A 12,342-nucleotide genomic window follows, 5' to 3' on the forward strand; every position below is an offset into this window, starting at 1 on the left:
TTTCTGAATCTGATGTTAGATTCAGATTAGCGTAAAACGCAAGGTAGTCATGCGGTCGGATCAAGGAGGCTCCCCATGACGATGATCAAGCCGAACAACCCCAACTCTGAATTCGAGTTCGGCGGTTTTAACCATGTGGCGCTTGTGTGTTCGGATATGGCACGCACTGTGGACTTCTACTCCAACGTGCTGGGCATGCCGCTCATCAAGTCGCTCGACCTGCCGATGGGGCAGGGGCAGCACTTTTTCTTCGATGCCGGCGGCGGCGACTGTTTGGCCTTCTTCTGGTTCAAGGATGCCCCGGACGGTGTGCCCGGGATATCGGCCCCGGAGGCGATTCCGGGGATCGGCGACATTGTGAGCGCTGTGAGCTCCATGAACCACATCTCGCTGCACGTACCTGCCGAGAAGTTCGACGAGTACCGCGTCAAGCTGAAGGCCAAGGGCGTGCGGGTGGGGCCCATCCTGAATCATGACGAGAGTGAGTTCCAGGTATCGAGGGAACTGCACCCGGGCGTGTATGTGCGCTCGTTCTACTTCCTCGACCCCGACGGAATTACCCTCGAGTTTGCTTGCTGGACAAAGGAGTTCACGGCAGCGGACGTAAGTGTTGCGCCGAAGACCGCAGCGGAGCGCAGCCCGCGCGAGGTGGCTACCGCCTGACCGGCTCCAGCAGCTCCGTGAGGACCCGGACGAGTTCGGTGCTGGTGAGCCTGAGCTGCCCGGAGACCCAGGCGGCAAGCGTGTGCCCGACACCGCCGACTGTGAAATAGGAAGCGGCCCGCAGGGATTCATCCGCGGCAGCCTGATAGGTCTTGTTCATGTGTTGCCCCGACAGGCCTGCGAAGAGGTCCCAGGCCGCGTATCGCCTGTCGGCAATCACCGAATTGGCCGGATTGTGGCCGAACAGCAGCGAGCCGATGCGCGGATCCGTTTCGATGATGTGCACCAGATTGCCGATACCGGCGGCGGTCTTGTCGCGCAGGGGTGCCGTGTCGACAGCCTTCTGGGTGGTTGACGCGACGTGGCCGATGGCCCTGTCGAATACCTCGGCACTGAGCTGATCGAGATCGGTGAAACTCTCGTAGAAGTATCGGGCGACCACGCCCGCGTGCTTGCACAGGCCGCGGACCGTCAGATTCGGTGCGGGACCAGAGGTGAGCAGATCCAGGCCGGCGTCCAGGAGTCGATTCCGCCGTTCGGCCTGACGGTCAGGGGCCTGGACGCCCCCGTACACCCGCGATGACGTCACCAGAACATCTTGACAGGTGGTGGTCCGCTGAACGATATTTGAGAACAAGCGTTCGCAAATACAAGGGGTCAATGGTGACTATCGAGCAGGTGTCGGGAGTCGAAGGGCAGCTATCGGACGACGGGGGCCCCGGCACGCGGAGCCGTCGTCATGAGCCGGTCCCACCCGCGGCGGATTTGTCGCCGTGGTGGTCCTGGCGACGGCAGCCCACCATGGGTGACAACCTGATGGGCCTGGCCCTCTTGGCGGGGCCGGCCAACATCGTCATGCAGCTGGCACGTCCCGGTGTGGGATACGGCGTGGTCGATAGCACGGTGGAAAGTGGCCGTGCCGATCTGCATCCCATCAAGCGGGCCAGGACCACCTTCACCTTCTTGGCGGTCTCGGCACTGGGCAGTCCGGAGCAGAAGGCCGCGTTCCGAAAGGCGACCAACCGCTCTCATGCGCGGGTGCATTCGGAGCCGGGGGACAAAGTGCAGTACAACGCCTTTGACCCGGAACTGCAAAAGTGGGTGGCGATCTGCCTCTACAAGGGATTCGTCGATGTGTATGAGGCATTTGTCGGGCCGCTGACCGGCGAGATGGCCGAACGGTGTTTGCAGGACGGGGCCGTCATGGGCACCACCTTGCAGATGCCGCTGGCGATGTGGCCGAAGTCGTGTGCCGAGTTCGATGAATATTGGCAGCAGTCATTAGAGCTGGTGCACATTGACGATCATGTACGCCCGTACCTGTATCGGATCATCTCGGCATCCATCGCGGTGCCAAAGTTCATGCGTCGGCCGGTGGGCGCCTTTTCGCGGTTGATCTCCACGGGATTCTTGCCGCAACGATTCCGGGACGAGATGAGACTGCCGTGGAGCCCTGCCCGCGAGCGAATGTTCCGGCGGCTCGTCGCTCTGCTCGGGTTGGCCAGCCGTCTGCTGCCCAACGGGTTGCGCCGGTTCCCGTTCAACGCCTTGATGCTCGATCTCGACTGGCGTATTCGCACCGGGCGCCCGCTGGTCTGAACCATATTGGGCTAACAAACGTATCCAGTTAGCGGTGTGACACAGTCCGCATCCCACCCGTGACCATGCGGTTAACGGGTGTTACCAGACGTGTTGGAATCACCTTCCACTTCTGGGCAAAACCTGCTCGGGCCACGTGCTGGCCGTCTGCTGGTGTTCCGGTCGTCACTCGAGGCCAGTCCCATTGTGTCGGGTATGTTGCACAGATACGTCCATCCGTAGGTATTTTCATTGCTGGCGAATCGCGGCACGACGCTTGTAGTAGCTAATTTATACATGATGAAGTTTTGTCGCGTTTGCAGTATCTGCACCATTTTTGCAGTTCAAAGCCATTGAAACGGGCGTGAGATCGTCGCCAGTTAAGAACAACCTGTACATTTACCCACCGACTCCGTGAGCCCTGTCACAATTGCAGACCATTGGGATTCTCGTGTTGCCAGTTGGTGATTCTCTGGATAGATTCCCTTTCGGACAAACTGGGTAACGGGCGTTACATCTTTCAAGTGGCCGCTCGTCCGGAGTGTTCGCGCGAGGGTTGTCATAGCAGGCTGCGCAGAGTCTTCCGCGTCCTGAACTCCATGACACGAGCTGTTCTGCTGATTTGCTGATGTTGCTGGTGATGGAGGACGTGCCTGTGGTCGCGGTGGATGAGGGATCCTCAGCGCCCACCCGGTTGCGGGGCCGCGTAGGCAGCATTCGGCGATCGCGTAGATCGCACGCCGCGGTGGGGCAGATATCGGCAGGACACCGCGCGACCCACTGGGGAGATCTCTACGGTCGGTGGCTACTGATCACGGACTCAACGATCGTGGCGGCCGCCGGCTGGACGTGGATCGAGCTGCGTAACGCCACGAACCCGATGACGCCCGCTGAGTTGTGGATCAGAGTCGTCTTCTTTGGCTACTGGGCTCTGCTGTTGGGTGTCTATCGCAGCCGTGATCCCCATCTGATGGGCAGCGGCGGCGAGGAGTACCAGCGGGTGCTGCGCGCGACCTTCCACATGTTCGGTCTGTTCGCCATCGTGAGCGTGCTGTTCAAATTCAATGTCTCGCGTTTCGCGTTGGGCATGTCCCTCATCGTCGGAATCGTGTTCCTGCTGCTCAACCGAAAGCTCAGCCGGATGTGGCTGAACCGGCAGCGTGCCCGCGGGAAGCAGATCTTCAAGGTGGTGGTGCTCGGTGGAGACACCGCGGCACTGAATCTGGCGGAGGCGTTCGGCCGCGATACCGCGCTCGGGTATCGCGTTGTCGGCGTCTGCGTTCCGGGCTACCTGGGGGCGCCGGGACAGAACATCGAAGTCGTCGATCGGGTGATCCCGATCCTGGGTTCGGAGGAGCGCATCGTCGCCGGGGTGATGGAGGCCGGCGCCGACACCGTCGCGGTGACCGCTACCGAACAGCTCGGTCCGGAGAAGATGCGTGAACTGGCGTGGCGCCTCAGCGAGATCGGAGTCAGTCTGCTGGTTTCGCCTGGCGTGTTCGATGTCGATCAGCCTCGGGTCCGGGTGCGCCCCGCCGGATCGATGCCGCTGATCCATCTCGCCGAACCTCAGTACGAGGGTGCGTCACGGCTGCACAAGGTGTTGTTCGACCGGATCGGCGCGCTTCTGCTCATCATCGGATTCAGCCCCCTTTTGCTGGCGTGCGCCCTGGCGGTGAAGCTGGAAACGCGCGGGCCGGTGTTCTACTCGGCCGAGCGCATCGGTGTGCGATCCAGGCCCTTCCGCATGATCAAGTTCCGTTCCATGGTGGTCGGAGCAGACAAGATGGTGGCCGCGCTGATGGCCCAAAATGACGGTGCCGGACCACTTTTCAAGATACGTGAAGATCCGCGTGTCACCATGGTAGGCAGGTTCCTGCGCCGCACCAGCCTTGATGAGCTGCCCCAGCTGTTCAATGTGCTGCGCGGCGAGATGAGCTTGGTGGGCCCGCGGCCACCGCTACGTCGCGAGGTGGAGGAATACACCGAGGTGATCAAGCGCCGGCTGCTGGTCAAGCCCGGAATGACGGGTCTCTGGCAGGTCAGCGGACGCTCTGATCTGCCGTGGGATGAGGCCGTACGGCTGGATCTGTCTTACGTCGAGAACTGGTCGATGGTGTCTGACGTGTCGATCCTGTGGCGTACGTTCCGTGCGGTGGCGCGCAGCGACGGGGCGTATTAGCGCGCCATCCACGGCGCGGCCGCATGTCAATCTAGTTGTCACAGTCGCGAGGTATTGTCGCGGTCATGCGCACCGATCGCGACAACTGGGACATCAACACAAGCGTCGGCTCCACCGCTTTGTTCGTGGCGGCCAGCCGGGCTCTCGAGGCTACGAAACCCGCACCGCTGGCAGAAGATCAGTATGCGGAGGTGTTCTGTCGCGCGGCAGGCGGGGAATGGGCCGAGCTGGTTGCCGGTGGTGTGCCCGGGCACCCGTTGCGGTCCGAGGAATTCGGTCAGTACTTCGTGAGCTTTCAGGGTGCTCGCACCCGCTACTTCGATGCGTACTTCGGCAGGGCGATCGAGGCCGGAGTCAAACAGGTGGTGATCCTGGCCTCTGGACTGGACTCACGGGCCTACCGGCTCGACTGGGCTCCGGGGACCACGATCTTCGAGTTGGACCAGCCCTTGGTGCATCAGTTCAAGCGTGAGGTGCTCGAGGAGCATGGTGCCGAGCCCAAGGCGGCACGCCAGGAAATTTCCGTCGATCTCCGCGAGGACTGGGGCAAGGCGTTACAGGACAAGGGCTTCGATCCTTCGACGCCGTCGGCGTGGATTGTCGAAGGGCTGTTGATCTACCTGCCGGCAGATGCGCAGGAACGGCTGTTCGAGTCGATTGATCAGCTGGCGGCGCCGGGCAGTTTCGTGGGCATCGAGCAGATGACGACCTATGCCGACGTGGTGTTCGCCATGCTGGTGGCCGGGGCCAACGAAAGCGGCGACCAGGCAAATTCAGACTTCTTCTCGCTGATCTACAACGAGCAACGCAGTGAGGCTGCCACCTGGTTCCGTTGCCATGGTTGGGATTCGGAGCGTACCGAGCTGTTGGACTACCTAAATTTCTCGGGTCGTGCATTGCCTCAGCCGAGTCAGCCGGCGTGGTACATGTTCAACTCGATCAGCCTGGTTTCGGCCGTCAAGGCTTAGTCGCGCAGATACCGGTCCAGGAAGTCGGTCATGTGATGCAGGTAGTCGCCCTGATTCACGTGCAGGATGTGATTTCCGGGGAACCAGTGCAACGCGCAGCGATCCCAGTGTTCCCAAAGCATTTCGGATTGTTCCGGGGGCGCTAGGCGGTCGCCGAGTCCGGTGATGATGAGACGACGCTCCTTGGGTACTACCGGCTGATAGGTCAGCGGCGACGAGTAGGACAGCGCTGCGTCCAGCTGGCTCTGATCGAGGTGCCCGAGCCTGGCCGCAAGCTTGATGGTCGGTTCGGCCGGAGCCCAGCTGTGCAGAAGCGATTTCACGTCGACCACGGGGACATTGGGGATAGCCACATCGATGCGGCGCTCCACGGTGGAGATCAGGCCGGTGGTGTAGCCGCCCAACGACAGACCTGTCAGGCCGATCCTCTCCACGCCGGTGCCGCGCAGGTAATTCACGAAGATCCGGAAATCATGCACGGCCTGACACATCGCTTCGGAGAAGCCCGTGAATCCGTGGCTGAAATACCCGGCCCCGCTGAACGGCGAGTACTTCTCGGCTCGTCGTCCATGAAAAGGCAAGGTATATAACAAGATGTCGTAGCCATTGCGGAAGAACCAGGGGAGGGCGAAGAACACCCCGTTCAACAGATACTGCGATCCGAAGAAGCCGTGGATGACGCAGAGAGTGGGGCGTGGGCCGTCATTGTGACGCCAATGCTGGGCCCGGGCGACGCTGTTGTGCGGGAAGCGTTTCCAGTAGTCCCGAAAGGCGGGATTGCGTGTCTGGTAAGGACTCTCGAAATCCAAGTTCTCCACGGTGCCCTTGGCCAGCGCCTGCGCGACGGGGCCCGCGGGACGGGAGAACACCACCGGGGTGGTCTCCGGTTCCGGGAAGGAAAGATCCGCGTCGCCCATCGCAGCCAGCTCGCCGTAGAAGGCCAGGTTGTCGCGCTCGCGAGCCACGAACTCCCGGTCCGCGATGAGGCTCGGCGCCACGACGCCCATCACCGACAAGGCGCCGACGGTACGCAGTGCGATATCGGTGAGAGCTGAGGTCTCGATCATCGCGCGTTCCCGCAGGGTGAGATCGCCGCGGCGGGGCAGCTGTGGGCTTGCTGTGGGGGCCGGTCGCGGGGTGATTCGCGGCTGTCCCACGGGTTCGGATAGCTCCGCTGTCATGAGTGTCCCTTCGCCACGGTGCTAGCTGCGCTGCTAGCTCACAGCGAATGCTAAGGCAACAAGATTGCCGTCACCAGATGGACGCACAGCATTCGTCCACAGATCACCTGAGGGTTCGTCGTGCGCTGCAAGGCTTGTCCCCGACGAAAGGGGCCACGATGAATGACAATTCGCGTGCATACAACAGCGTGTGGCAGCTCCGCGGAGACTCGTGGTGCAGGCTGGAGGAGGCCGCAGACCGGCTGATCCGGACCAGCACCACCGGTGCGCTCAAGGAGCAGTACGCAGCGATCTGCAAAGACCTGCTGGACAAGCTGACACCGCTGGAGCCGTATTGGGCGTACCCGGGATCGTTGCAGTTCGCGAAGGTGCAACGGCTGTTCAGTAGTGGCTCCCACGACAAGTTTGCGCAGGCGGTGTCGCGGATCAACCGGGCGCTGACCACCGAGTCATATCGAACCGGGGACGTCGATCACGCGGGGCTGGACGACACCGACATGTTTCCGGTGGATCCCCGCACGCTCGAGCAGCAGCCCATCAGCAAGCGGGACCAGCTGTACTTCGAAGTTCTCGTGGTCGCTTCGCTCACCGAGGCGCAGGAACGCGCGCTGCGCAACGAGGTACGCAGCTGGCGCCGCCCGGACGACGAGTTCGTGTACGAGCTGGTGGTGGTGTCCAGTGGGGATGAGGCGCTGATCGCCGCCCGGCTCAACGTCAACCTGCAGGCCGCGGTGGTGCGTCGCCGGTTCTCGCATCGCTCAGCCCGCGACCTGTCGTCCCTGTCGGAGTTCGTGGACACCCACATCTCCGATGAGCTGGCCGATCACCAGTCACCCGATGAGCGTGCCCAGATTCTGGCGACCTCGCTGGCCGACCTGCGGCCCGAGATGGACCTCTACCTGATGACCGAGATCGAGGTCGAGGACATCGCCGGCCGCGTGGGCCTGTACTTCCGCCGGGTGTTCCATGCGCGTGAAGGCGTGCTCGAACTGCATCTGTCGATTCTGCATGGTGTGGCCGCGCGTTACCGGACGCCGTTCTTCAGTGCGCTCAAGCAGTACAGCCACCGCCCAACAGGTGTCTTCCACGCGCTACCGATTTCCCAAGGCAAGTCAATTGTCAACTCGCACTGGATCAAAGACATGGTCAGCTTCTACGGACTGGATGTGTTCATGGCCGAGACGTCGGCGACCTGCGGCGGGCTGGACTCGCTGCTGGAACCGACCGGACCGCTGCGCGAGGCGCAGCAGCTGGCGGCCGAGGCGTACGGTTCGCGGCACAGTTTCTTCGTCACCAACGGCACCTCGACCGCCAACAAGATCGTCACGCAATCCCTCGTGGCACCCGGCGACATCGTGTTGCTGGACCGCAACTGCCACCAGTCGCATCACTACGGGATGATGATGGCCGGCGCCAATGTCATCTACCTGGAGGCCTATCCGCTCGTCGACTATTCGATGTACGGTGCGGTGCCCCTGCGTGAGATCAAGTCAAAGCTGTTGGCGCTCAAACAGGCCGGCAAGCTCGACCGGGTCAAGATGATCTCCCTGACGAACTGCACCTTCGACGGCATCGTCTACGACGTACAACGGGTGATGGAAGAGTGCCTGGCCATCAAGCCGGACCTGGTATTCCTGTGGGACGAGGCGTGGTTCGCATTCGCGCGTTTCCACCCCGTGTATCGGAACCGCACCGCGATGGCGTCGGCGCGTAAACTTCGGGAAAGATTGCAGGACAAGGACTACGGCAAGCGATATGAGGAATACCTCAAGGCCGAGATCGCTACACCGCCAACCGATGAGGACTTGCTGAACCGGCGGCTCATGGCGGACCCGGCCAAGGCCAGGGTGCGGGTGTACGCCACGCAGTCCACCCACAAAACCCTGACCTCGCTGCGACAGGGATCGATGATCCATGTGTACGACCAGGACTTCGACCAGAAGGTCTCCGAGGCATTCCACGAGGCGTACATGGCGCACACCTCGACCTCCCCGAACTACCAGATCCTGGCCTCGCTGGACCTGGGCCGGCGGCAGGTGGCCCTCGAGGGAGTTGAGTTGGTGCAGAGGCAGATTGAGAATGCCATGCAGCTGCGTGACGCCATCGACAACCACCCGCTGCTCAGCAAGTACATGGCCTGCCTGCGGACCTCGGACCTGATCCCCGACGACTTCCGTCCGTCGCACATCGCCCAACCGCTGCGCTCCGGCCTGAAGAACATGGAATCAGCCTGGGCCGCTGATGAATTTGTGTTGGACCCGTCGCGCATCACACTGTCGATCGGGCACACCGGCTACGACGGTGACGAGTTCAAGCGCGATCAGCTGATGGACCGGCACGGGGTGCAGATCAACAAGACCTCACGAAACACCGTGCTGTTCATGACGAACATCGGTACCACCCGCAGTTCGGTGGCCTTCCTGGTGGAGGTGTTGGTCAAGATCGCGCGCGAGCTCGACGAGCGCATCGGGGAGATGGGAATCGAGGAGCGGGCCCGCTTTGAACAGCGCGTGCACCGGCTCACCGCCAAGAGCGCGGCGATGCCCAACTTCAGCGGATTCCACCCCGCGTTCCTGGACCACAGCGGTTCCGGGCAGACCCCCGAGGGCGACGTGCGCAAGGCCTTCTACCTCTCGTACACCGACACCAATTGCGAGTACCTCAGTGACGCGCAGATTGCGGAAAAGCTCGACGCCGGTGGAGATGTGGTGTCGGCGACCTTTGTGACGCCGTATCCGCCGGGATTCCCCGTGCTGGTGCCCGGGCAGGTGTTCAGCCGAGAGATCCTGAGCTTCATCAGGACGCTGGACACCCCGGAAATCCATGGATACCAACCGGACTTCGGCTATCGCGTCTACACGGACAAGGCCATCGAGATGATCTCGCCGCCTGTGCTGGCCCCGAAAGCGGTGGTGGTGCAAGCCGTCCCGCACAAATCGGCCAAGGCGGACAAGGCTGCGGGAGAACCCGGAAACGGCGTGAAAGCCAAGCAGAACTGAGGGCTGCCCGCGGGTCCGTGGGCAGCACAAATAACGTTTACGTTTCGACTAGTTTCGACAATAAAACTTGTGCCGTCAACCCCTTGTGCTAGCTGAGGGGGCGGGTTCAGAGTGAAGATATGTCCGAAGCATGGATTGAGGCCTGTCCAGTCCAGCGGATCATGTTCCGTGACGGATTGGTCATCAGCCTGGGTGACTACAACGAGGTGGTTATCGCCGTGCCGATGTGGCTCACGCTTCCCCCGGCGGGGAAGTGGCCACGGGAAATCGTGTGCGTCGATCCGAAGGCAATCCTGGATGAGGAGCGTCCGCTCTTCAGTATCTCGGGTTCTACATGTACCGAGGCCAGGTGGAACGACAAAGGCGATTTGCACATGGAGTTCTCCGACGAGCACGTGATCGACGTGCCGCATCACGACTTCGACACGGCGTGGGAGATCTATGGCAAGTACCACGGATACGTGGCCAGCTTGCCGCGCGGCAAGGTTCGCGTGGTGCGCCACGATGTGCCGGAGGAAGCCGGGGCCTAACCGGTTTTCGCCGCGATCGAACCCAAGGGAGGGTTGGTTCGTGGTTAGTGCGTGAGGCTCATCGCGGCGGCATGTGCGACAGCGGTACTGGCCACTTCTGTCGGAGTGAACGCTCCGCCCGGCGTGCCCGAGCGCGGCGCGCGGCTGGACGTCGGCCTGGCGGCGGCGGTGCAGCCTGCCCCTGGTGCGCTGATCACGCAGTTCTTGGCCAACCAGGCGCAGAATTGTTCGTTGATCTGCCCGTTTGTCGTGCAGGGTGCCGTGCAGGTGCCGGCGGCGCTGTTGCAGGCACCAGGTACCTTCCTGACCCAGCTGCAGGCGGGGCAGCCCGTGGTGCAGGCGCTCGGTGCGGGCGGCGCGACGGTGAGCGGGGCGGCCAACGACGTGTGGACCGGGCTTATCCGCACCGACCTGGATCAAGTGGTGCCGCGTACCGAATTCGGCACCGAGGTGATCGCGGTGGGTCTGGTGCAAATCGGTGAGGCGGCGCTGACGCAACCCGGCAGCCTGCCCGGAGTGCTCGGGCAGGCGCGTTCCGATCTGTTCGCCGCGTTGAACAACCCCACGGGCCCGGAGCCGTTTCCGGCGGTACATACGCCATTGGAGGCAGCCGCCGTGCGCGTGACGGCGGTCTTTTGGGCGGTGGCTTTCCATGCCACAGAACAGCTCACACTGATTGTCACCCGAGTGCCCAACGCCTTCCTGACGACACTGGGCGCCACAGGGAATGTCGGGAAGGCCGTGCAGGCGGCGGGACAAGCGGTCTCGACCACGGTCTCCGAATCGATCGCGCCGATCCGTGACGCGCTGACCAAGCCGATCCCGATCACGCCAGCGGTGGCCGCAAAACCTGACGTGAAGTCGGCCGTGTCTCCGGTGAAAACCCCTGCGGTTCAGCCGAATGCAAAACCGAAGCAGCAGACGTCGGTACTGGCGTCTCCCCCGGCGCTGGCGTCGAAACCCGACCCGAGTACGTTCACGACCACCAAGCAACCGAACCTGATGAGTGGGTTGGGCGGGGCCGTCAAGAAGGCCTTCGGCGACATCGGTGCGAAGAAGCCCAGTGCGCTGGCGAAGCCCGCGAAGGCTGGTCATGCGTAGTTGTAGCCGTTAATCCGTTGCGGTTTTTTTGGGGTGGGAAATAGGTTGGACCTATGGCGTCCCCCGAGGTGCAAGCTGCCCTGGTCCGGCTGAGCGAACGAGTCGACCCCCCTGTAGTGGTGGAAATACCCTCGGCTGGCACCGATTTGACGTGGCGCCGGGCAACCAAGAAGGACATACCCGCCCTCTTCGAGCTCTGGCGAGCAGCAGGCGCCGTTGACCACCCCACGAGTCTGGTCATGATGGACGAGCTCGAAGAAGAATTCGATGACGAGGACTTTGATCCGGAACTCGACTCGGTGATGGCGCTCGACCCGTCGGGGCGGGCCGTGGCATTCGGTTCGGCAACGGTGAAGTCCAGCAACGAAACCGTCGTATGGGTGACGCTCGACGGCACCGTGCATCCCGATCGCCGTGGTGAAGGAATCGGGACCAGCGTGCTCCACTGGCAGGAGCAGCGGGGTCTACAGCATCTCGCGGAATCGGATGAATGCCTGCCCGGATGGCTCGCCGGTTTCGCGGAGGAGCACGCTGTCTGGACGACCGATTTGTTCCACCGCAACGGGTTTGAATCGGTGAGGTGGTGGCATGAGCTGGTGCGCGATCTCGGTCAACCCATCCCGGAGATCGGCCTTTCCCCCGGCGTGCGGATCGAGACCTATGGACCTGAGTGGTCCGAACCGACCCGAGACGCGCACAACGAGGCGTTCCGTGACCACTGGGGTAGCCAGCCGGAAACTCGTGAAGACTGGGAATCGGACCACAGGCTCGGTACCTTCCGCGCCGATCTCTCGTACGTCGCCGTTGCGCGCGATGCCGCGGGACAGGACACCGTCGTCGCCTATCTCCTCAGTGATGTCAACGAGGAGGAGTGGGAGGCCAACGACGGTTCGTTCGGATTCATCCACTTGCTAGGTGTTCGCCGTGACTGGCGCGGGCGCAAACTTGCGCAGGCGTTGTTGACGCACGCCATGCGCGCCTACAAAAACGAAGGGTTTGCGCGGGCCATCCTCGAGGTGGACGCGGACAGCCCTACGGGTGCCGTGTCCCTTTATGAGGGGTTGGGGTTCACGGAGGCCAATCGCTCGGTCAGTTTGATGAAGCAGTTCTGACATACCAAGAACACCATACGGTTTGGTG

Annotated in this window: 10 protein-coding genes; 8 read left to right on the forward strand and 2 right to left on the reverse strand. The window is 62.4% G+C overall.

All coding sequences use genetic code 11. The features are described from left to right. Positions 1-81: 81 nt before the first annotated feature. Positions 82-663, forward strand: coding sequence for a VOC family protein (locus tag B4393_RS09640; RefSeq protein ID WP_070939216.1), 582 nt, complete (start codon positions 82-84; stop codon positions 661-663). Here the strand turns inward: B4393_RS09640 and B4393_RS09645 are convergent. Next, on the reverse strand, positions 653-1,255 hold the full coding sequence (locus tag B4393_RS09645; RefSeq protein ID WP_078334011.1) for a TetR/AcrR family transcriptional regulator: 603 nt from the start codon (positions 1,253-1,255) through the stop codon (positions 653-655). The genes B4393_RS09640 and B4393_RS09645 overlap by 11 nt on opposite strands. 68 nt (positions 1,256-1,323) lie before the next feature. Here B4393_RS09645 and B4393_RS09650 point away from each other — a divergent pair, with 68 nt between their 5' ends. From B4393_RS09650 to B4393_RS09660, 3 genes are all read left to right on the forward strand, one after another. Beyond that, the gene (locus B4393_RS09650; protein WP_078333913.1) at positions 1,324-2,262 is read left to right on the forward strand and encodes an oxygenase MpaB family protein; all 939 of its coding nucleotides are present in this window, start codon (positions 1,324-1,326) and stop codon (positions 2,260-2,262) included. Positions 2,263-2,881: 619 nt separating this feature from the next. Next, complete coding sequence (locus B4393_RS09655) at positions 2,882-4,423, forward strand: sugar transferase (RefSeq protein ID WP_236743140.1); 1,542 nt, start codon at positions 2,882-2,884, stop codon at positions 4,421-4,423. Positions 4,424-4,488: 65 nt separating this feature from the next. Beyond that, positions 4,489-5,391: a class I SAM-dependent methyltransferase gene (locus B4393_RS09660; RefSeq protein ID WP_078333914.1), complete on the forward strand. Its 903-nt coding sequence runs from the start codon at positions 4,489-4,491 to the stop codon at positions 5,389-5,391. On the opposite strand, the gene B4393_RS09665 is transcribed toward B4393_RS09660, so the two are convergent. After that, positions 5,388-6,572, reverse strand: coding sequence for an alpha/beta hydrolase family protein (locus B4393_RS09665; protein ID WP_078333915.1), 1,185 nt, complete (start codon positions 6,570-6,572; stop codon positions 5,388-5,390). The genes B4393_RS09660 and B4393_RS09665 overlap by 4 nt on opposite strands. 158 nt (positions 6,573-6,730) lie before the next feature. On the opposite strand from B4393_RS09665, the gene B4393_RS09670 reads away from it, so the two are divergent. The 4 genes from B4393_RS09670 to B4393_RS09685 all read left to right on the forward strand — a co-directional run bounded on the left by B4393_RS09670 (position 6,731) and on the right by B4393_RS09685 (position 12,314). After that, on the forward strand, positions 6,731-9,571 hold the full coding sequence (locus B4393_RS09670; protein WP_078333916.1) for an aminotransferase class I/II-fold pyridoxal phosphate-dependent enzyme: 2,841 nt from the start codon (positions 6,731-6,733) through the stop codon (positions 9,569-9,571). A gap of 119 nt (positions 9,572-9,690) precedes the next feature. Beyond that, complete coding sequence (locus tag B4393_RS09675; protein ID WP_078333917.1) at positions 9,691-10,101, forward strand: DUF6188 family protein; 411 nt, start codon at positions 9,691-9,693, stop codon at positions 10,099-10,101. Between the two features lie 105 nt (positions 10,102-10,206). Further along, a complete protein-coding gene (locus B4393_RS09680; protein WP_413816143.1) occupies positions 10,207-11,202 on the forward strand; it encodes a hypothetical protein in 996 nt (331 codons plus the stop codon). A 119-nt stretch (positions 11,203-11,321) separates the two neighbouring features. After that, positions 11,322-12,314 carry a GNAT family N-acetyltransferase gene (locus B4393_RS09685; protein ID WP_236743149.1) on the forward strand — a complete coding sequence of 331 codons (993 nt, stop codon included), beginning with the start codon at positions 11,322-11,324 and terminating at the stop codon, positions 12,312-12,314. Positions 12,315-12,342: the final 28 nt, after the last annotated feature.

It is taken from the genome of Mycobacteroides franklinii (genome assembly GCF_002013895.1).
GTDB lineage: Bacteria > Actinomycetota > Actinomycetes > Mycobacteriales > Mycobacteriaceae > Mycobacterium > Mycobacterium franklinii.

Excerpts from the sequence above, each read along its gene's own strand:
- B4393_RS09640 (WP_070939216.1), top strand. The coding sequence starts at position 82 with ATGATCAAGCCGAACAACCCCAACTCTGAATTCGAGTTCGGCGGTTTT.
- B4393_RS09650 (WP_078333913.1), top strand. The coding sequence starts at position 1,324 with ATGGTGACTATCGAGCAGGTGTCGGGAGTCGAAGGGCAGCTATCGGAC.
- B4393_RS09655 (WP_236743140.1), top strand. The coding sequence starts at position 2,882 with ATGGAGGACGTGCCTGTGGTCGCGGTGGATGAGGGATCCTCAGCGCCC.
- B4393_RS09660 (WP_078333914.1), top strand. The coding sequence starts at position 4,489 with ATGCGCACCGATCGCGACAACTGGGACATCAACACAAGCGTCGGCTCC.
- B4393_RS09665 (WP_078333915.1), bottom strand. The coding sequence starts at position 6,572 with ATGACAGCGGAGCTATCCGAACCCGTGGGACAGCCGCGAATCACCCCG.
- B4393_RS09670 (WP_078333916.1), top strand. The coding sequence starts at position 6,731 with ATGAATGACAATTCGCGTGCATACAACAGCGTGTGGCAGCTCCGCGGA.
- B4393_RS09675 (WP_078333917.1), top strand. The coding sequence starts at position 9,691 with ATGTCCGAAGCATGGATTGAGGCCTGTCCAGTCCAGCGGATCATGTTC.